23 protein-coding genes are annotated in these 21,213 nt (G+C 32.6%); 21 read left to right on the top strand and 2 right to left on the bottom strand.

The genetic code is table 11. The features are described 5' to 3' along the window. The first annotated feature begins 43 nt into the window (after window positions 1-43). The 18 genes from FLACOL7796_RS17545 (at window position 44) to FLACOL7796_RS17460 (ending at window position 16,446) form a co-directional block, all read left to right on the top strand. Window positions 44-619, top strand: coding sequence for a TerD family protein (locus FLACOL7796_RS17545; protein ID WP_173972030.1), 576 nt, complete (start codon window positions 44-46; stop codon window positions 617-619). A gap of 64 nt (window positions 620-683) precedes the next feature. Next, complete coding sequence (locus tag FLACOL7796_RS17540) at window positions 684-1,349, top strand: HAD family hydrolase (RefSeq protein WP_173972029.1); 666 nt, start codon at window positions 684-686, stop codon at window positions 1,347-1,349. 2 nt (window positions 1,350-1,351) lie between these two features. Further along, complete coding sequence (locus tag FLACOL7796_RS17535; RefSeq protein ID WP_173972028.1) at window positions 1,352-2,158, top strand: phosphoribosyltransferase family protein; 807 nt, start codon at window positions 1,352-1,354, stop codon at window positions 2,156-2,158. Between the two features lie 3 nt (window positions 2,159-2,161). Continuing rightward, on the top strand, window positions 2,162-2,716 hold the full coding sequence (locus FLACOL7796_RS17530) for a TerD family protein (RefSeq protein WP_173972027.1): 555 nt from the start codon (window positions 2,162-2,164) through the stop codon (window positions 2,714-2,716). A 4-nt stretch (window positions 2,717-2,720) separates the two neighbouring features. Further along, on the top strand, window positions 2,721-3,329 hold the full coding sequence (locus FLACOL7796_RS17525) for a TerD family protein (protein ID WP_173972026.1): 609 nt from the start codon (window positions 2,721-2,723) through the stop codon (window positions 3,327-3,329). A gap of 6 nt (window positions 3,330-3,335) precedes the next feature. Beyond that, complete coding sequence (locus FLACOL7796_RS17520; protein WP_173972025.1) at window positions 3,336-4,424, top strand: toxic anion resistance protein; 1,089 nt, start codon at window positions 3,336-3,338, stop codon at window positions 4,422-4,424. A 198-nt stretch (window positions 4,425-4,622) separates the two neighbouring features. Continuing rightward, window positions 4,623-5,414, top strand: a complete 792-nt coding sequence (locus FLACOL7796_RS17515) for a hypothetical protein (RefSeq protein ID WP_232067397.1) — start codon at window positions 4,623-4,625, stop codon at window positions 5,412-5,414. Between the two features lie 12 nt (window positions 5,415-5,426). After that, window positions 5,427-5,978, top strand: a complete 552-nt coding sequence (locus tag FLACOL7796_RS17510) for a TerD family protein (RefSeq protein ID WP_071636522.1) — start codon at window positions 5,427-5,429, stop codon at window positions 5,976-5,978. A gap of 21 nt (window positions 5,979-5,999) precedes the next feature. Continuing rightward, entirely contained in the window at window positions 6,000-6,659 is a 660-nt protein-coding gene (locus FLACOL7796_RS17505) for a TerD family protein (protein ID WP_173972023.1), read from the top strand. After that, a complete protein-coding gene (locus FLACOL7796_RS17500; protein ID WP_173972022.1) occupies window positions 6,659-7,072 on the top strand; it encodes a hypothetical protein in 414 nt (137 codons plus the stop codon). Before FLACOL7796_RS17505 ends, FLACOL7796_RS17500 begins: the two co-directional genes overlap by 1 nt. A 13-nt stretch (window positions 7,073-7,085) precedes the next feature. After that, window positions 7,086-7,724, top strand: a complete 639-nt coding sequence (locus FLACOL7796_RS17495) for a vWA domain-containing protein (protein ID WP_173972021.1) — start codon at window positions 7,086-7,088, stop codon at window positions 7,722-7,724. Window positions 7,725-7,885: 161 nt separating this feature from the next. Beyond that, a complete protein-coding gene (locus tag FLACOL7796_RS17490; protein ID WP_173972020.1) occupies window positions 7,886-8,521 on the top strand; it encodes a vWA domain-containing protein in 636 nt (211 codons plus the stop codon). Window positions 8,522-8,523: 2 nt separating this feature from the next. Next, window positions 8,524-9,012: a hypothetical protein gene (locus FLACOL7796_RS17485; RefSeq protein WP_173972019.1), complete on the top strand. Its 489-nt coding sequence runs from the start codon at window positions 8,524-8,526 to the stop codon at window positions 9,010-9,012. Window positions 9,013-9,264: 252 nt separating this feature from the next. After that, window positions 9,265-10,317, top strand: a complete 1,053-nt coding sequence (locus FLACOL7796_RS17480; protein ID WP_173972018.1) for a TerY-C metal binding domain-containing protein — start codon at window positions 9,265-9,267, stop codon at window positions 10,315-10,317. Window positions 10,318-10,320: 3 nt separating this feature from the next. Beyond that, window positions 10,321-11,727: a PP2C family serine/threonine-protein phosphatase gene (locus tag FLACOL7796_RS17475; protein WP_173972017.1), complete on the top strand. Its 1,407-nt coding sequence runs from the start codon at window positions 10,321-10,323 to the stop codon at window positions 11,725-11,727. A gap of 2 nt (window positions 11,728-11,729) precedes the next feature. Beyond that, window positions 11,730-13,241, top strand: coding sequence for a helix-hairpin-helix domain-containing protein (locus FLACOL7796_RS17470; RefSeq protein ID WP_173972016.1), 1,512 nt, complete (start codon window positions 11,730-11,732; stop codon window positions 13,239-13,241). Between the two features lie 30 nt (window positions 13,242-13,271). Continuing rightward, on the top strand, window positions 13,272-14,279 hold the full coding sequence (locus FLACOL7796_RS17465; protein WP_173972015.1) for a TerC/Alx family metal homeostasis membrane protein: 1,008 nt from the start codon (window positions 13,272-13,274) through the stop codon (window positions 14,277-14,279). A 253-nt stretch (window positions 14,280-14,532) separates the two neighbouring features. After that, window positions 14,533-16,446 carry an ABC-F family ATP-binding cassette domain-containing protein gene (locus tag FLACOL7796_RS17460; RefSeq protein WP_173972014.1) on the top strand — a complete coding sequence of 638 codons (1,914 nt, stop codon included), beginning with the start codon at window positions 14,533-14,535 and terminating at the stop codon, window positions 16,444-16,446. 221 nt (window positions 16,447-16,667) lie between these two features. On the opposite strand, the gene FLACOL7796_RS17455 is transcribed toward FLACOL7796_RS17460, so the two are convergent. Together FLACOL7796_RS17455 and FLACOL7796_RS17450 are read right to left on the bottom strand one after the other, a co-directional pair. Beyond that, entirely contained in the window at window positions 16,668-16,865 is a 198-nt protein-coding gene (locus FLACOL7796_RS17455; RefSeq protein WP_173972013.1) for a hypothetical protein, read from the bottom strand. Window positions 16,866-16,873: 8 nt separating this feature from the next. Next, window positions 16,874-17,833, bottom strand: coding sequence for an App1 family protein (locus FLACOL7796_RS17450; RefSeq protein ID WP_173972012.1), 960 nt, complete (start codon window positions 17,831-17,833; stop codon window positions 16,874-16,876). A 66-nt stretch (window positions 17,834-17,899) separates the two neighbouring features. Between FLACOL7796_RS17450 and FLACOL7796_RS17445 the strand changes: the two genes are divergently transcribed. The 3 genes from FLACOL7796_RS17445 to FLACOL7796_RS17435 all read left to right on the top strand — a co-directional run bounded on the left by FLACOL7796_RS17445 (window position 17,900) and on the right by FLACOL7796_RS17435 (window position 21,187). Further along, a complete protein-coding gene (locus tag FLACOL7796_RS17445; protein WP_173972011.1) occupies window positions 17,900-18,769 on the top strand; it encodes a diacylglycerol/lipid kinase family protein in 870 nt (289 codons plus the stop codon). 102 nt (window positions 18,770-18,871) lie between these two features. Further along, a complete protein-coding gene (locus tag FLACOL7796_RS17440; protein ID WP_173972010.1) occupies window positions 18,872-19,777 on the top strand; it encodes a hypothetical protein in 906 nt (301 codons plus the stop codon). An 18-nt stretch (window positions 19,778-19,795) separates the two neighbouring features. After that, window positions 19,796-21,187 (top strand): hypothetical protein, encoded by a 1,392-nt coding sequence (locus tag FLACOL7796_RS17435; RefSeq protein ID WP_173972009.1) that lies wholly within the window; start codon window positions 19,796-19,798, stop codon window positions 21,185-21,187. Window positions 21,188-21,213 lie beyond the last annotated feature (26 nt).

Genomic DNA, 21,213 nt, shown 5'->3' with positions numbered 1-21,213 from the left:
TTGTATCATTGTATAATTTAAAATTTAATAAAGAATTATAATAATGGCAATAAATTTACAAAAAGGACAAAAGATTGACATTGGACTGTCCAGAATTTCTGTAGGCTTAGGCTGGGATCCAAATGAAGGAACAGGTCATGAATTTGATTTGGATGCTTCTGCTATAATGATCAACTCTGATCGTAAACTTCTAGGTGAAAATTACTTCGTTTTTTATAATAATTTAAATTCCCCTGATGGTGCTCTGGAGCATACCGGAGATGATCCAACGGGAGGTAACAGTGATGGAGATGACGACGAGGCAATAAAAGTAGATCTAAGTAAAATTGATCCAAATGTACAGGAGATTCTTTTTGTAGTTACTATCGAAGATTTTGAAAGAAGAAAACAAAATTTTGGTCAGGTTAGAAATTCCTATATTAGAATTGTAGACGATGCAAACGGAGAAGAAATTGCCAAATACGAATTGGATGAAGATTTTTCGGTTGAAACGGGAGTTGAATTCGGAAGATTATACAAACGCAATAATCAATGGAGATTTGAAGCTTCTGGTATTGGATATAGAGCAGATTTAGGTTTTTTCCTTGAAAAATACTTTTCTGGAGAAATAATAAAATAGTGTATTTAAAAAATAAGTATACCCATTCAAAACATAATCTTTTCATCTTTTTTAAAACCAGATTTTGAAATTAAATTACAAAAATCACAACCATTTTTCTTTTGATTTATGGTTAACATTAATACGATCTAATCCCGAATTTAAACAAAAGAGAAATCTATTGTTTAAAGACTTTTTTGAAATAAATGCATCTATAGAAAAAGTATCTGAGGTAGTGCGATATTATGATGTTTTATGCAACAATATTAACGAAAAAACAGGATTAAATTTAAGTACATACGAGATTTATTATCTAATTTTAGGCGCCCTCGAGGTAAATTTAGAGTCAAACGGTTTAGATAGATTAGCAGCGTTTTATGACGAAACAGAAGCTTTATTTTTTAACAATAAACCAGAATTGATTTTTCCGGACATTAAACTTCAGTTTGAAGAAATAGTTGCAGAAGGAAAATCAATTAATATATTGAGTAATACCGGATTCATAAAAGGAAAAAGTTTAAGAAAACTGATCTCGCATTATGAATTGGCTGATTTTATTTCTTTTCAGATTTATTCTGACGAAGTAGGATTTTCAAAACCAAACAAAGAAATTTTTCAGTTGGTTTTTGAACAAGTAAAAGAATCAAAAAAAATAGAAAAAAACGAAGTACTGCATATTGGAGATAATAGTATTGCAGATTATAATGGCGCAATCAATTTTGGATTTGAAGCGCATTTACTAAAAAATTAAAAGTGAATAAAAGTTACAGCCTACATAAAATTGTCGACAAAGATAATTGCCCTTTTGAAGAAAAAGAATACAGCCGATTTAAATTTGGTGACAGATTCTATGCAGAAAAATTTGCCAAAGATTTATTTGCCGGATTTGTATATCAGTTTAGGGAGTTGCTTCTTTCAGACGAGGAAATTGTTATTTTACCAAGTCCATATTTGTCAATACCAACCGCTTCAAACTTTTTGTGCTATTACTTCAAAAAAGAATTGAACAGCTTTTTATTCAGAAATGGTAAAAAAGCCAGTATAGAGTCAAAAATTTACAGAAACCAAACTTACGTTACAGATTATGGAAATTTAGATTTTAACGAAAGGGTAAATTTAATTTCTAATGATACGTATTATATTGACCGAAATTTTATTAATAATAAGCTCTGCATTTTTGTTGATGACATTAAAATAACCGGAAGTCATGAACATACTGTAAATAAAATATTGAATCAGTACGATGTAAACGGAGATTTTATTTTTGTTTATTTCGCAGAACTGGCAAATAAAGAGATTCACCCTAAAATCGAAAATCATTATAATTATTTTGATATTAAAAATGTTGAAGATATTATTTCGGTTATTAATAGTGAACATTTTCAATATAATACGAGAATAGTGAAATTCATTTTAAGTTTAAACGAAGATGAATTTGGGTTTCTAATAAATAGTATTTCTTCCAAAAAAAGTGATGAATTATTTCATTTGGCGATAAGTAATAATTACCACCAGATTTTAGAATATAAAACAAACATTAATGTAATTAAAATAGATTAAACTATGGCTATCAACTTACAAAAAGGACAGCGCGAAAATATAAACGCTCCAAAATTTACAATTGGTTTAGGATGGGATACAAACAATAGCAGCACGGGATCAGGTTTTGACCTTGATGCATCTGTTTTTATATTAGGTGATAACAGAAAAATTTTATCTGATTCTCATTTTGTTTTTTACAATAATCTTAAATCTCCGGATGAGGCCGTAATTCATACAGGTGATAATTTAACAGGAGATGGTGATGGAGATGATGAGCAGGTAAAAATTGATCTTACCAAAATAAACCCGGCTGTAAAAGAAATTTGTATTGTTGTTACCATTCATGATGCTGTAAGCAGAAAACAAAACTTTGGACAAGTTAGAAATTCGTTTATCCGAATTGTAGACGATAGCAATAATACCGAAATGGTAAAATACGAATTAGAAGAGGATTTCTCTATAGAAACTGCTGTTGAATTTGGAAGAATTTACAATAAAGACGGGCAATGGAAATTTGAAGCAATGGGTGTTGGAATGAAAGGCGGATTAGAAGATTATTTAAATAAATATAACTAAAAACATGGCAATTAACTTAGAAAAAGGACAACGTATAAATCTTGAAAAAAGTAATGGTTCTAAATTACAAAACATTTGTGTTGGTGTAAATTGGGGTGCAATCGAGAAAAAAGGTTTTTTTGGAACTAAAAAAGAAGCGGTAGATTTAGATGCAAGTTGTGCTGTTTATGATGACAAAAAAAATCATATCGATTCTGTAAATTTCAGAAAATTAATTTCAAACGATCGTGCGATTAAACACAGCGGAGATGATTTAACAGGAGATTTAAATGGGGATGACGGTTTAGATAACGAAGTAATCACTTTAGATTTTTCGCAGTTAACACCATCAGCAAACCATGTTGCATTTTTTATTAATAGTTTTAGAGGGCAGGATTTTAAAGATATTCCTTTTGCTTCTATCCGTATCTACGAAGGAACACCTACTAAAGTAAGCCAGGAATTTGCACGTTTTGATATTGCAAATGATGCAACTTTTGCCGGAAACGTTTCTATGGTTTTAGGCGTATTTTATAAAAGAAATGAAGAGTGGAAATTTAGTGCCGTTGGAGTTCCAACCAGTGATAAAAAGTTAGAGCAGACTATCGTTACAATTCAACAAAATCACCTATAATCTAAAATGGAAGAAAATCAATTAGTTACTCAGGAAAATACCGCTTTGATTGACAAAGATGGTAATGTGAATTTAACTTCAATCTCAGAAGCTGAAGTAAATAATTTCAAATCAATTTCGAACCAGTTAAACGAAAATGATGCGAATTCGATTTTAAATTATGGAGCCGAAATTCAAAATTCGATAGCCAAACAAAGTGATACTTTCTTAACGAATGTCAGAACATATAACTCTGGCGAAGTAGGAACTTTGATCAATGATTTGTTAACAGAATTAAATTATGTTGATGTAGATCAGCTTGATCAGGGACCGTTTAAACGCTTTCTTTCTAAAATTCCGTTACTGAATAAATTAGTAGTCGATGTAAAAAAGTTATTCCAGCAATACGATAAAATTACCGTTAATATTGACAAAATCAGTAATAAGGTAAAAGCCGGAATGATCAATTCTGTAAAAGACAACAGCGCCCTTCAAACTATGTTTGACGGAAATGTTGGCCTTATAAAAGAAATGGAAAAGCATATTATTGCAGGTCAGATTCGTTTTAAAGAATTAAACGAAGAACTTGCGGTAATGGAAGGTAATCCGTCTCAATATCAGGATTATCAAATTTCAGACAAAAGAAATTTCATCAATCGTTTAGACAAGCGTTTGGCCGATATGAAAATTGTTCGTTTCATTATGTTGCAATCTTTAGCGCAAATACGTGTGGTTCAAAACAACAACACATCAATTGCCGAAAAAGCGCAGTCTATCCTGACTACAACAATGCCGGTTTGGAAAAACCAGCTTACTCTTGCCGTAGCGCTTCAAAGACAAAAACAAAATATTGAAGTTCAGCGAAGAGTATCTGAAACTACAAATACCATTTTACAGAAAAATGCAGAAATGCTAAAACAAAATAGTATTGAAGTAGCCAAAGAAAATGAAAATACCGTCGTTTCATTAGAGACATTAAAAATGACAACCAAATCATTAATAGATACTTTAAACGAGGTAAAGCAAATTCACGAACAAGGTACAGCAACCCGCAGACAGCTTGATGAAGGATTACAAAGCCTTGAAGTAGAATTAAAAAAAGGGGTTATAAGTTAAAAAGAATAAGGAATTAACGGAATGCAGCAAGAGGAAGAGGAAAGGTACGTTCAGATAATAAAAGATAGTAACAGAAAGCTTGTGGTTTTAAAATTGTTATCCAATTTTTTTAACCACAAGGATTTTGTTGGAGTTTTGGTAAGGACAAAAGTAATCCATTCCCTTTTTCAAAAGAACCAATCATTAGATATTAATAAGTTGGAACTGTTTCATATTCAGTTTACTAATAGTCTGATCGACTTGTTTCAAAAAATAAAAAAATCTAAAGAACAGCAGTATACTCTCATTTCTGATGAAATATATATCAACGGAGATATCATTTCGAAAATGAATTTTGAAATAGGAGAAGAGAAATTCTCTAATCAAACAAAAGAGCATGCCCAAAAAATGTCAAAAAAAATTGAGCAGCTGTATCAGATTTTTGCAACAGACAGTAATAGTTTTTTTGACTGGAACGATATAATGTCTTTTTCTGATGGAATTAAATCAGAATATTACAGAGAAATTAATATCGACCAATATGAAAAACTGACTACCGCCAATAAAAAAAATTATGAAAACAAGTACGTTAAGTTTGAGAAAAAACTCTTAGGCCGACTTAACATACTTAATTTTAAAATTAAATTTTTATGCGGCTTAGTTTGTAACAATGAGATTATTGAGGTGTATGAATTTAGAGATTCTAACGACAAATTTATTTTTGTTGGAAACGAAAAATCTTTTTCTTTCATCGAAAATGACATGGAAAAAGTAGTTGATCTTTCAAAGAATAATTCGGCTAAAGAAGAAATTATTGCGCAGTTGAGAGATAAAAACACTCTATTGGAGTTAGAATTAAGTACCATTAAAACCTCTCTTCCTGAAAGTGTACAGGAGGTTTTAAAAGATTATTTAAATAAAATATCGTCTGTAGACTTTTTAGAAGATTTACAAAACGTCGACGAGCAAACGAATATTTTAAAAACAATGTTGAATATTAATATTAATTAAAGAATAAATAAAATGGCAATTAACTTAGAAAAAGGTCAAAGACAAAGTATTGACGCACCAAAATTTATTGTAGGACTTGGGTGGGACAGTAACTCAAGTAATACAGGTTCAGATTTTGATTTAGATGCTTCAGTTTTTTTGGTTGGTGCAAATGGCAAAATTCCAAATGACAACCATTTCGTTTATTACAACAATTTAAAATCACCTGATGGAGCGGTAACTCATACTGGAGACAACCTAACAGGTGCAGGAGATGGAGATGATGAAAAAATACAAATTGATTTATCTACAATATCTCCGGATGTTCATGAAATTTCATTTGTTGTAACGATTCACCATGCCGATACAAAAAGACAAAACTTTGGACAGATTAGAAATTCATATATCAGAATTCTGGATCAAACCAATACAGAATTAGTAAAATACGAGCTTGATGAAGATTTTTCTATAGAAACTGCAGTAGAGTTTGGAAGAATTTATAAAAGAAATAATGAGTGGAAATTTGAAGCAGTTGGTATTGGAATGAAAGGCGGCTTACAAGATTATTTAAATAAATATAATTAATTTAAACCTTATTAAAAAACTATGGCAATTAACTTAACCAAAGGACAAAAAATTGACTTAAGAAAAACAAGCGGCGAAACATTAACAAATTTTTGCGTTGGTGTAAACTGGGGAGCAATCGAAACCAAAGGATTTTTAGGATTATCAAAAAACGTAGTAGAAATCGACTTAGATTTGAGCTGTGTGCTAATTGATGATCAAAATAAACTTTGTGATCATTTGTATTCTCCGTTATACAGAGTAGAAGTATTACAGCAATTTGGACTTCCAAAAGGTAAATTGCTTAGTGTTGACGGAGCTTTAAAACATACCGGAGATGACCTTGCAGGAGACACAGGCGGAGATGATGGTTTAGACAATGAAATTATTACAGTTGACCTTTCTAAAGTTGATCCAAAAGTTAATCAGATATTTTTCTTTTTAAATAACGCAGGAAAAGAAGATTTCTCTCAAATTCCTTACGCAAAAATCAGAATGTACGAAGGTACTCCAACACGTGTAGTTTCAGAATTTGCTTCGTATAATGTTTCTGCAGATTCACAATATGTAAACAAGCGTTCGATCATTATGGGTAAACTTTACAAACGTAATGGAGAATGGAAATTTAGTGCAATTGGAGACCCAACAGATGATACTTTCTTAGGTCAGACTATTCATAAAATTGTTCAGTCTTATCTGTAATGCAAATCAAAAACATTGAAGGATTAAGAGTTTCTCAAGTTAGAGATCTGGTTCATCAAGGCGGAAAATTTGTAGTATTTCCATACACGGTTTCATTTATATTAATGACCCTGAAAAGAAGTTCTGATATTTATTTTATCAGACCTGACGAAAATACGTTTAAGTATTCATACGGATATGTATTTCTAAATTTAATTATTGGCTGGTGGGGAATTCCGTGGGGACCAATTTATACAATTGGCTCAGCATACCATCATGCAGTTGGAGGCAAAGACCTGACTCAGGCAGTTATGAGTCACTTAACACAGCATGATCCAGAAGCCAATACGAATGCGTACAACATCAATGGTATCGAAAGCTCTAATCAGGCTCAAGATAGTAATGAGACACCAATCTACAATATTCCTGTATAAATAAAATTTTACCATGAGAAGACTGCCTGTATATTTAGTACTAGACACCTCCGGATCAATGACCGGAGAGCCTATTGAAGCTGTTAAAAATGGCGTTCAAATGATGATTAGTTCGTTAAGACAAAATCCGCAAGCCATTGAAACTGCTTTTTTAAGCGTAATAACTTTCGATACTACAGCGCAGCAAATTATTCCGTTAACTGATTTAGCTTCTTTTCAAATGGTTGATCTTAAAGCGACAGGTGTAACTGCGCTGGGAGAAGCATTAAGATTAACGGCCCAAAAAATAGAATCTGAAGTTGCAAAAACAACAACAGAGCAAAAAGGAGACTGGAAACCACTGGTTTTTATTATGACCGATGGAATTCCTACTGATAATTGGGAAAATGGTCTGAATGAGTTTAAAAAAGCCAAAGTAGCCTTTACAGTTGCCTGCGGTGCAGGAGGCGGTGCAGATACTGCAATTTTAAAACAAATTACAGATAATGTAGTGAGCCTGGATACTGCGGATAGTGCAAGTATCGGCAAGTTTTTTCAGTGGGTAACCGCTTCAATCGGAGTAACTTCAACAAAAGTGGAAGATTTTGGTAAAGAATTTACAAATTTTAAAGAATTACCTCCGCCACCGTCTGAATTAAACATCGTAGTTTAAATTTTAGAAAGGCGGAGTTTATAATACCGTTTTTTAATTATTTTTTTTGTATTACATCTTTTTGATAGAAGTTATACGCATTCACTATGCCTGTAAGTTTCTGCCAAATAGTTTTGAGCGTTAAGTACTTTCATTTATTAAATCATTTTCTTTAAAGTTATATGAGAAGACTACCAGTTTATTTTTTATTAGATACATCAGGTTCGATGTATGGAGAGCCAATTCAAGCTTTAAATAATGCTTTAAGCGGTATGATCAATACATTACGTTCTGATGCTCAGGCGTTAGATTCTCTCTGGATCAGTATAATAACTTATGATAGAGAAGTAAAAGAAATTGTACCGCTTACAGAGCTGGTTCAGTTTCAGCTTCCGGAAATCACTTGTCCGCAAAGTGGCCCTACAAATACAGGAGCAGGACTTGATTTTGTTATTCAAAAAGTAAATAAAGAAGTTATAAAAGGATCTGCGGATCAAAAAGGAGATTGGAAACCATTACTTTTTGTTTTTACAGATGGAAAACCTTCTGATATACAGTTTTATAGAGAAAAAACCGCAGAGATACGAAACATGAGTTTTGGAGCCGTTGTCGGATGCGCTGCCGGACACATGGCCAATGATGATATCTTAAAAGAATTAACAGATAATGTAGTGCATTTAGCATCAGCTGATAGTTCTACACTGAAACAATTTTTCAAATGGGTTTCAGAAACCATCGAGCAGGGAAATAAAAGTCAGGGAACAGGCGAAAGTGTAACCTTGCCGCCACCGCCAAGCGAAATAACGGTAGTCATTTAGTTATGGAAGTATTAGGCACCCTGATTACAATTATAAGTATAATTGTGCACATAGTTCAAAAAGTAAATCAATCGTCGTATGGTAACGATAACAGCAGAAGTTCTTACAGAGACGTAACTTATGAAGTTGTTCATGAATTTACTCCGCAGGAAAAATTAGAAAATATGAATATCGATAGTCTAAACATTTGTTATAAAACTACCGGAATCATTGGTTTTTCTATTGAAAATGCAAGACGCACGCTGCTTAATAAGTACGTGCAACATGATTTTTATATAGACGATGTTATTATCCGTCAAAATTGCATGTATATAAAAGTAATGCATGCAATTCCGTTTAATGGCAGAAATAAATGTTATGGCGCTTCTTTTTCTATGAATTTTATGACCGTAAACAATGGCGTAGCAGTTTATGGATCAAAAAAAATCAATGCCGATGAAGAACTGGTTTTTAAAGAAATCGCCAACGAATTAATAAACGCAGTTTCATAATGTATTTCGCAAAGATATTTATTCAAATACTAATTGTCGGGTTGTTTTTGTACTCCAAACTATTGCCTTACAAAGACAAATTGAATCCGCAGTACAGAAGTATTTTTGATTTTTTCAATAGTATTTTTTCGCCCATATTCAATTTTCTAAAAACAATGATAAAACCTTTTCAGGTTGGAGTAGGTTTAGCAGTTGATATGACTCAGATACTGCTTTTAGTTATTTTTTTAATGTTATTAAATTTCCTTTAAAATGAGAAGATTACCCATATATTTTTTAATCGATATTTCGGAGTCAATGGTTGGAGAACCAATCCAGCAAGTTGAAGAAGGATTAGCAACTATAATTCAGGCTTTAAAAACAGATCCGCATGCACTTGAAACTGTTTTTGTTTCGATTATCGTATTTGCCGGACAGCCAAAAACATTAGTTCCCTTGCAGGAAATTGTGAGCTTTTATCCGCCAAAATTCCCAATAGGAAGCGGTACATCGTTAAGCAAAGGCTTAGGGCATTTAATGCATGAATTAAGAACCAATATCGTTAAAACGACTTATGAGGTAAAAGGTGACTGGAAACCAATTGTTTTCTTGTTTACAGACGGAGTTCCTACCGATGACAGTCAGACAGCAATAAACGAATGGAAACAAAACTGGCAGCGAACAGCCAATTTAATTGCGATCTCTTTTGGCAGCGAAACAGATACAAAATTATTAGGCGAGCTTACAGAAAACGTACTTCATTTTAAAAACACGAATGTACAATCGTACAAAGAGTTTTTTAAGTGGGTAACAGATTCCATTAAAACAAGCAGTATAAGCGTAGAGAATAATTCGAGTGGTTTTGAGTTGGCAAAATTAGACGGAGAAACACTTTCGAAAATCGATTTAACCAAAGAAACTCCAAACCGACAATATGTTGATGATAATTTTGTGGTTTTAAACGGAAAATGCCAAAATACAAAAAGGCCTTATTTAATGAAATACCGCAAAACCATTGCAGAATCTATCTATGCAGGTATCGAATTATCGTCTAAAAATTACAAGTTAGTAGGCGCTTATCAAGTTGATAATTCTTATTTTGAATTGGCTGATTCTGGGAATTTCAACAATAAAGTCAATACAGATGAACTTATTGGCGGCCCAACCTGTCCGTGTTGTGGTAATCAAATTGCTTTTGCAGTTTGTGTATGCGGCAGTATACATTGCATTGGCGACGAAGATATAAGCACTTGCCCTTGGTGCAATAATCAGGGAAGTTACGGCTGTGGTGAAGGCGGATTTGATGTAAACAGAACTCAAGGATAATTCATGGAAGAGACTAAAAGATATATTCAGTCTTTTTTATCACAAAAGAAAATTGATATTTCTTTAGATAAAACGGCCCTTTTTGAGGTCTTTGCATCTAATGAAAAAAATGTCAATGCAGTAAAAATAATTCAGGAAAACCAAAAAATGATTATGCAGAATTGGATATTGAAAAACAGAATCGATGATATTTTGACCCAGCCTGTCTCGATACCAAACGGCACAGTAAACAAAAAATATTTGGCAAAGATTGATTTCAATACTTTGGGCTGGAATGATATTATTTCTTTTGAAATTAAAGGTTTAGAAAATACAGGTCTTGAGTTTAATGAAAATGATGAATTAGTTGGAGTTCCCGAAATAAGTGGAGATTTAAAAATAAAACTATTATTTAGAGTTGAAGGCGAACCGGAAGATTCGGTTTTAAATGAAAAAATAATAACACTTATTGTAAACCCAGATCCAAAGTCGTTGTGGAAGAATCTTGAAAGCGATAAAAACGATCCTTTCTCGAAACCGGATAATGAAGCCGTTGCGGCTAAATTTTTAGATAAAAATATTGTAATAGCATCCAAAAGAGGTAGAAGCCATGCGAATGTTGGGTCTTTTAGAGAAGATGATTTTGCGTTTAAAAACTTTACCGAAACAGGTTGGAGTGTTCTCGCCGTTTCTGATGGAGCGGGTTCGGCAAAATTATCAAGAAAAGGATCAAATTTAGCCTGTAATTCAGTTATTCAATATTTTGAAGAAAATTTGAAAACAGAAAATCTAAAAGAATTTGATCAGGTTTTGGTCGATCATCATAATAAAGTAAGCGAGGAAACATCAAAAAAAATAAGTCATTTTGTTTATCAAAACCTTTCAAAAGCAGCACATTTTGCACATCAAAAAATAGAAGAATTCGCAGTAAAAAACGAAACAGATTTAAAGAACCTCCATGCTACTTTAATCTTTGCTTTGGTTAAAAAATATGATTTTGGATATGCCGTTCTAACATTCGGAATTGGTGACTGCCCAATTGGATTATTAAATAAAGATCTAACCGAAATTAAATTAATGAACTGGCTTGATGTTGGTGATTTTGGCGGCGGAACGCGTTTTATTACCATGCCCGAAATTTTTCAAAATGATAAATTTTCGACGCGATTTGGGTTTAAATTAGTTGATGATTTCTCTTATTTAATGTTGATGACAGACGGAATTTACGATCCTAAATTTGTAGTTGAAGCCAATTTGGAGAAAATCGAAAAATGGAACAACTTTTTGGAAGATTTAAAAGGAAAAAATGAAGATGGAATTAAAGTTGATTTTAATCCGGAAAACCCTGAAATTGCACACCAGCTTTCGACCTGGATGGATTTTTGGAGTCCGGGAAATCATGACGACAGAACCCTTGCCATAATTTATTAAGTATGAGTACGATTACAGTAAAATCTATTAATGACAACTCGAAATCCTATCAGTTTGTAGATAATGGCGAACCTATGCGCGGTGGTGTAAAGGATGTTTATTTTAGTCCCGATAGAAAATATGTAGTAGCGATTTTTAGAGAAAAACTAGATTTTAATCAAAAAGAGAGACTGCAAAGAATTACAAATAAATATTTAGTTCAAATTCAAAACGGAGATGCAGGCGATTATTATCTAAACGAAGTATACAGATGGCCAACGGATGTTATTGAACATAACGGATTAACGGGAATCATTGTACCTATTTACGATTCTAAATTTTTCTTTAAAAAAGGATATGAAACCAGCGATTTAATTCAGGGAAAAGAAAAAAACGGAAAATGGTTTGCGGGATCAAAATTTAGAAATCCGCATTTTCCACTTCGAGTAGCAAAATCAGAGTTAGGTGATTGGCTGAGTTATTTTCAGGTTTGTGTTAATTTAACCCGCGGTGTAAAAAAAATGCATGCCATGGGATTGGCACATTCTGATTTGTCATACAATAATGTTCTGATAGATCCAATCAATAAATCGGCTTGCATGATTGATTTGGATGGACTTGTAGTTCCAGGGTTATTTCCGGCCGAAGTAATTGGAACAGCCGAGTTTATAGCTCCAGAAGTACTTTCGACCAAGCATTTAAATAAAACAGATCCCGATAGAAAATTACCAAGCAGATTGACCGATTTGCATGCGTTACCGGTTTTGATCTATATGTTTTTACTACACAGACATCCCCTAAAAGGAGGAAAGGTGCATGATCTTGATACCGAAAAAGACGATTTGTTATCGATGGGCGAAAAAGCCATGTTTATAGAGCATCCAACAGATGCTACAAACAGACCCAAACTCAATCAGGTTTCGAAATGGGATTTGCCTTGGGCTGATATAACCAAAATACCATATGCCATTACAGGCCCATATTTAAAAACCTTATTCGATAAAGTTTTTATAGACGGATTGCATAACCCAATGCAAAGACCAACTGCCGAGGAATGGGAAATAGCATTATTGAAAACAACCGATTTAATGCAAAAATGCCATAACGCTTCATGCGAACAAAAATGGTATGTTTTCGACAACACAAATACACCAAGATGTCCGTTTTGTAATACGGCTCACAAAGGCACGTTGCCGGTTTTAGATCTCTATTATCAGTTTCAGGAAACCGTCTGGAAACCCGAGAATCATAGATTAATGGTTTATAACGATCAATACTTGTTTCAATGGCATGTTAATCGTAATATTGCGCGAAATGAAAAATTAACGGCAGAACAAAAAGTACCTGTAGGCTACTTTACTTTTTATAATGATAAGTGGGTATTTGTCAATCAAAAACTAACATCATTAAAAGACGTTACCGAAGACAAAGAAATTCCCATCGGCACCATGCTCGAGCTTACAGATGGTAAAAAAATACTGCTTTCAAAAGAAGAAGGCGGCAGAGTTATAGTAGTTACAATGGCCAATAAATAATTTAAAATCTAACCTAATTAATATTTAAAAATGAATCAACACCCTATTTTTTCAGAACATCCAGGATTAATAATAGTATTTGCGGTCGCAGTTGTGATCATGCTGTTGTTAGATTTAGGAATCTTCAACAAGAAAAGTCATGTCGTAACAAATAAAGAAGCGATAACATGGTCATTAGTATGGATAAGTTTAGCAATGATTTTTAGTGGTTTGATCTATCACTTTGCAGGAGCTGCCAAATTTTATGAGTTCCAGTCGGCATACTGGATCGAGAAAGCACTTTCTGTAGATAACCTATTTGTATTTATATTAGTTTTTAAATTTTTTGATGTACAAAACGAAAACAAACATAAAGTACTGTTTTGGGGTATTATAGGAGCCTTGGTTTTAAGAGCTATATTTATATTCTCAGGAGCATTCTTAATAGAACTTACATACCTAAACAAACTTTTAAGCCTTGTTGGAGTAGAAGGTTTCAAATACGATATCAATTTAATCATGACAGCCTTTGGATTGTTCCTTGTTTATGCAGGAATCAAATCTTGGTCTGCAGGAGATGATGATGACGAAGAAGATTACAACAATACAAGAGGAGCTAGATTAATCAGAAAGTTTTTTAGTGTTTCTGATAAATACGACGGAGATAAATTCTTTACGTACGAAAACGGAAAAAAATTAGCAACACCTCTTTTGGTAGTTGTAGCCGTAATCGAATTTACAGATTTATTGTTTGCAGTAGATTCTATTCCGGCAATTTTCGCGATTTCAAACGACCCATTTATTCTTTACACTTCTAACATTTTTGCAATTTTAGGATTAAGAGCATTGTTCTTCTTATTAGATAATTTCATTCACTTGTTTAGTAAATTACAATACGGACTGGCAATTATCCTTTCATTCATTGGTGTTAAAATGATTATTGCTCCATTCTACCATATAGATTCGATTTATTCATTGATCGTTATTGGAGGAATTTTGGTGATATCAGTAGTATTATCAATTTTATTACCAGAGCCAAAAGAAGCAACTGAGGTATAAAAAAGAAAGAAAAACGATTTAAAAAAACGGGTAGAAGTCTAAAAGATTTCTACCCGTTTTTTTATAATTATTGGTATTGAAACAAAAGAACTTAAGCTATAAAAAAGGATTTTTTATCCTCAAAAAGCCTTGTAATATTTGTTTTATAACCACAGTCGAAACTTAAATTAATTGTCATACTTTTGCACTTTCAAAAAGCAAAGCAGATAAGGCGCTTAAAAACCTTTACAGCTTGCCACAATAGTTACACATTATGCTTAATATACACAATCTTTCGGTTTCTTTTGGAGGAACATATTTATTTGAAGAAGTTACCTTTCGTTTAGGTGCCGGCGACCGCGTAGGTCTTGTTGGTAAAAACGGAGCGGGTAAATCGACAATGCTTAAAATGTTAGCAAGAGATTTCGCTCCTGATTCCGGAGTTATTTCTCAGGAAAAAGATATCCGAATGGGTTTTTTACGTCAGGATATTGATTTCGAACAAGGAAGAACGGTATTAGAAGAAGCTTATGAAGCCTTTACTGAAATCAAAATTGTAGAGAAAAAATTAGAAGAAATCAATCATCAATTGGTTACCAGAACCGATTATGAAAGCGAAGAATACGGCCAAATCATCGAAGATTTATCTGATTATACACATCGTTTTGACCTTCTTGGAGGTTACAATTATGTAGGTGATACAGAGAAAATTCTTTTAGGACTTGGTTTCAAAAGAGAAGTGTTTAACAATCAAACCGAAACATTTTCAGGAGGTTGGAGAATGCGTATCGAATTAGCCAAACTATTATTACAATCAAATGATGTATTGCTTCTGGATGAGCCTACCAACCACTTAGATATCGAAAGTATCATTTGGTTAGAGAGTTTCTTGCGCAGTTATCCAGGAGTTGTTGTAATTGTTTCGCACGATAAAATGTTCCTTGATAATGTTACAAACCGTACAATCGAAATCTCTTTAGGAAAAGCATACGACTTTAATAAACCATATTCTCAATATTTAGAATTGCGTCATGAAATTCGTGAAAAACAATTGGCAACGCAAAAAAATCAAGCTAAAAAAATTGAGGAAACAGAAAAATTAATCGAAAAGTTCCGTGCAAAAGCATCAAAAGCTTCGATGGCGCAATCGTTAATTAAAAAATTAGATAAAGTAGAAAGAATCGAAGTTGATGAAGATGACAATTCGGTAATGAATATTTCGTTTCCGGTTTCAAAAGAACCAGGAAAAGTTGTAGTCGAAGCTGAACATGTTACAAAGGCTTACGGAGATAAAGTGATTTTAAAAGATATCGATTTGTTAGTAGAACGCGGAAGCAAAATTGCTTTTGTGGGTCAAAACGGACAAGGAAAATCGACTTTTATTAAAGCCATTGTAAACGAATTCGAATATCAGGGAAACATCAAATTAGGGCACAACGTACAATTGGGTTATTTTGCTCAAAATCAGGCCGAATATCTTGATGGAGAAATCACCTTATTGCAAACTATGGAAGATGCTGCAACAGACACCAACCGTTCTAAAGTTCGTGATATGTTGGGATCGTTTTTATTCCGTGGCGACGATGTAGAGAAAAAAGTAAAAGTACTTTCAGGAGGTGAGCGTAACCGTTTGGCGCTTTGTAAATTACTATTGCAGCCAATCAATGTATTGCTGATGGATGAGCCTACGAATCACTTGGATATTAAATCTAAAAACGTTCTTAAAGCCGCACTTCAAAAATTTGGTGGTACTTTATTATTGGTTTCTCACGATAGAGATTTCCTTCAAGGAATGTCGAATATCGTTTACGAATTCAAAGATCAAAAAATCAAAGAATATTTAGGAGATATCAACTATTTCTTAGAGCAGCGCAATCTTGAAAACATGCGTGAAGTCGAGAAAAAAGATGTGGCAAAAGCCGCAGCTCCTAAAGAAAGCAATAAGGTTTCTTACGAAGATCAGAAAAAAGGAAAAGCGCTTCAAAACCGTTTGAGTAAAGTCGAAAGTCAGATCAAACAATTAGAAAAAGACATTCAGCACGACGATAAATTGTTGGCTTCGAATTATGACAAGCATATCGAAGATGCTTCATTTTTTACAGCATACAACAAAAAGAAAAAAGACCTGGACCAATTACTTCTTGATTGGGAAATTGTTCAGGAAGAGATTGATAATTTCAACGCTTAGTTTAGTTTTCAGTCTCAGTCAAAGTTTACAGATGCCTTTGTCAAAGTTTCGAACTTTGACAAAGGTTTTTTTAGTTTTTAGGAGCTATTTCCAGCTTTCCGTTTCAAGTCCGGAGCAAAAAAAACTATTTTTCTAAGCCATAAAACGAGCTTCCGTTGGTCGCTGTTTTCTGGCAAGAAAAATTAGTTTTTTTTGCTCCGGGCTTTCCTCTTCAATCTGGGCTAGGAGTCGCAGTTTTCAGTTTCAGGTTTAGACGTTTCCATAAAGTATGTCATTGCGAGGAACGAAGCAATCACATTTGCAAAATCAAAACTCATATCAATTACTAGTGAGATTGCTTCGTTCCTCGCAATGACAAAAACGAGAATAAAAACCTGCGAAAACCAGTTAAAACCCGCGTCATCCGTAGATAAAATCATAAAAAATCTTAAATAATCCCAATACTTTTAGAATGCATAATGGCTTCGCTGCTATTTTTATAATAACAAACAGAAACTTCTAAAGCTTCTAGGTTTTTCATGATTTTTTTAGTCGCTTCTTTTTGGTGTTTTCCAGTTTGCCTGATGTAAACCGCTTTTACAGTTACAGGAAATATTTTGCAGATTCGTTCGTACAAAACAGGATCATGTTGCGAATCATCACCTAATAACACATATTTAAGATTAGGGTAAAACTCTAAAACATGTTTTATTTTGTCGAATTTATGATCGTGATTTCCGCGTCCGCTCATAAAAAAGTCTGTGATACCTCTTTTAATATCCTTTAATAAAATTACGGCTCTGGGCAGATTGTGTATTTTGGTAAATTTTACAATAAAGCGATACAAATTCCATTCGCTGCTTGAAACATAAAAAAAGGCATTTTCCTCTTCTTTATTGTTTCGTCCTGCAGAACTCAAAGCCTGATAATGCGGTACAACATCTGTAAAAACCTTGCGGTCATTTACATTTTTAAACAAAAGAATATAGATTTTTTTAAAGAAATTCTGAGTATGCGAAATCAAAAAAGTATCATCGATATCAGATATTATTCCAAGTTTTCCTTTATGAGGTCTTATAAAACTACCTTTTTCAGTTATGGTTTCATTTTCATCCTTGATCGTAACTTCGTATTCCATCCATCCAAAACTGGTTTCAGTTTCCAGCGGAATACAAAACTTAAAATAACCATCATCCAAAGTTTTGGTATGAATTTCCTGATGGCCGCATTTTAGATAAATATCAAAATTATCAAGCGTTTTTATCCTGAACTGATTAATAATTGAACGGGCATTTTTTAAGTTTTTCTTCTGAAAATCATAATCATACGTTCTTTTAAAAACATGTCCCATTACAATTAATTCTTCTTCATTGGCATAACCCCGATATAATTGTAAAATTGGTTTCATTAATTGCGTATATTTATAGATAGATGCTGTAAATTAATTATTTTAATTGACTTTAAAAATAAAACTTTGAAAAAGAATATCATATTTGTTGTAAATCCTATTTCCGGAGACCTTGATAAATCAGATTTGATCGAGGCTGTGCAGGAATTTGCAACCACGAATAATTTTGACCTGACGGTTTATGAAACTACAGGCAAAACAGACCAGAAAGAAATACAATCGCTTTATAATCAATTGCAACCTGAACGAATTATAGTAGCAGGCGGCGACGGAACGATAAAAATGGTTGCCGAAGCCGTAGAACAATTTGATGTTGTTATTGGTATTTTGCCCGCCGGATCGGCAAACGGTTTATCTGTAGATCTTAATTTACCCACAACAATAGAGGAGAACCTGAAAATCGCCTTTTTAAGCCGTTATATCGAAATGGACATGATTTGCATCAACGGCAAAAAAAGCATTCATTTAAGCGACATTGGTCTTAATGCTGATTTGGTGAAAAACTATGAACAAAGTAATCTACGAGGAATTTGGGGATATGCTTTGCAGGCTTATAATACCCTTGTTGATTCTAACGAACCTTTTGTCGCTACGATTACCGCAAATAAGGAAACAGTAGAGCATACAGCAAGAATGATTGTAATCGCCAATTCTAAAAAATACGGAACCGGCGTAACAATAAATCCAAATGGTGCGATGAACGACGGAAAATTTGAATTGGTTATTTTAAAAAGCCTTGACTTATTATTACTCGGAAAAATCATTACCGGAAACATGCCAATCGATTCTGATGATATTGTGATTATTTCGACAGACAAAGCGACCATAAAAACAAATTATCCGGTTAATTTTCAGATTGATGGTGAATATTGCGGAGCGCAGACTTCGTTAGACATTCATATTTTGCACAAACAAATGAAGATTGCGGTGCCTTGAGATGAAGTTTTAATTGAAAGAAAGAATAGAGACAAAAAAGTAAGTTTTTAAATTTAAAAAAGTATTTTAGTTTTTATAATGACCCGTCATATATCATTAATAATGAAAAAAATATTTTTTACAATTTTTATTCTGATTCAGAGTACTATATATTCTCAAAGTGTTGATTTGAGAAATTTAACAATGAATAGTGATCTAATCCTTTTTGTTGAATATTCCGATTTTGATTACGGAAATAAGTATATTAATGACCATTTTAAAGCCGGATATATTAAGGTAAATAATTATGAGGAAATTATAAAAAATGATTCCAATATTAAATTTATAGATAAAGAAATTTTTTGCCCTCAAAGTGAAAATGACTATTATGATAGCAATATGATGAATGGAGGATCCTGCGGTTTTGGAGAGATCTTGGAAGCGAACAGAAAATATTATTGTATTCTATTTTTTAAAAAAGAAAAAAAGAAACTGACACTATTGGCGAATCTTTCGAAAAGTGATTCTGACTGGAAAAGTATAATTGAGAAAATAAAAAACGTAAGAGAAATTGAAAATTCAAAATCGCCAGAAGAACGTTATGGAAAAAGTATTGACTATTATTTGAAATGTAATGATTTGCCCAGGTATGACTTTATAAATTATTATAGACAAGTAAAGGTTTTAAAATCAGATACTTTAGTCTTGACCGAGAAACAATTAATCTTGGCTAAAGATAATTTTTTGAAAGGAAATGAAAGCTATTATGAATTAATTGCGAAAAAATTCCCCGAAGAAGTTAGACAATTTTATATTAATAAAATGAAGGTCATACTAAGCAAAAATGAAGCCGACGAGTATTTTAGTCCCTATGATTTTACTGAGGCATACGAAAGGGCCACAAATACAGGCTATATGGATGATAGTGTAATGGGAAAGCAAAAAGAAAAATTAACTAATGAAATAACTCTTGAGCAAAGAATAGTAATTATGCAAGCTTTAATTCAAAATGCTGAACAAGAAGATTAGCCGATAATATTATTATTAATGAAAAATAAACTTCTCTTAATTCTATTTGTTTTTGTGACAATCATGAATTCACAAAACAAAGTTACGGACATTACAAACTACGATTATTGTCAGGTTAATAGCAATATGCTTTTTTTTTATAAAATTGAGAAAAAAGGGTTCACTCAAAGTCGTGGCAATTTTTTTCATGGCAATAGGTTCAATGTTTATGCTACAGAAAAAGTAGATTTTATAGGCAAAGAATATTATGGCAGTATGGATGCGATAAAACTCTCTGATTTGGATAGTGATTTTGACTTGTTAAAAGAGTTCAGGGACAAAGTTTACTTTGTGGATCAGCCTCATTTGAAACATTTTTATTTCTTGAAAAATGATAGTGTTTTGGTTTGTCGAGTAATAAGAAAGAAAAAGGTTTGGGAGTTAGAAAGTGAAAAAGAAGATGAAATACATAAGATGGTCATGGCCAATAATAAAATTATTTATTGGTCTTCAAAATTGGGTTTGATTTATAAAAAAGATAATGAGATAAAAACAAGTTTTCTGGATTTGCAAAGTGATTATAATACTTATGGCCTTAAATTTTCTATAAAGGATAAAAATGCTGTTAATATGGAAACAGGCTATTTTGAAATAGGAAAATATACTCTTAAAATAAAAAAGGACAACAATTATACGGTTTTTAAGGATAATAAAAAGATTGTAGATGACCTACCGTTAAAATATTACAATAACAAATATTTTGTTACGATCGATGATAAGACTGTAAAATTCTACAATTCTGATTTTGAATTAGACAGTACTTTTACCTACCGTGACATTTATCAAGGATCTGTGAATATTGAGATTTTAACAGAAAACAAAATTAAAAAAATTGACACTCGTCTTTTTACTCCTGCATTTTACAGCGATAGAACTTGGGGCTGTGGAACTGTTACAAGATATATATTAAGTATAAAACAGAACAGAATTAGGGAAATTATCGATGCAGAAATTACTAGTGGTTACACATCGCCGCCTAAAAATATTTTTATCGACTCTAAAATAAAATTTGATTCGCTGCTTTTTGTAAGCCGTAAAAAGATTATGGATTATTCTGTGAATGGTGGTTTTGATGATCGGGTGATATTAATAAAAAATAAAAAGGAAGGACTTTACGCATTTAAACAACAAAATGATACTATCACTTTGAAGGAAATAGTACCTATAAAATACGAAAAGATTTATTTATTAAATGGTTTTGTAATTTTAAACAAAAACAATAAAATGGATTTTTATGATAAAGATTTTAAGGTAAATACAATGCGTTTTACTAGTATTGTTTTTTTTAGTTATAACTATGTAAGATATAAAAAGAGAAATCATACCGCGGGCTGGATGAACAGCAGAGGAATTTTATTTGATGATTTATAAAAAAGAAAAACTTATCTAATTTTGTA

This window comes from Flavobacterium bizetiae, assembly GCF_902804475.1.
GTDB lineage: Bacteria > Bacteroidota > Bacteroidia > Flavobacteriales > Flavobacteriaceae > Flavobacterium > Flavobacterium bizetiae.
The sequence above is the reverse complement of the archived record's forward strand: the minus strand, read 5'-3'. Positions and strand labels throughout refer to the sequence as shown.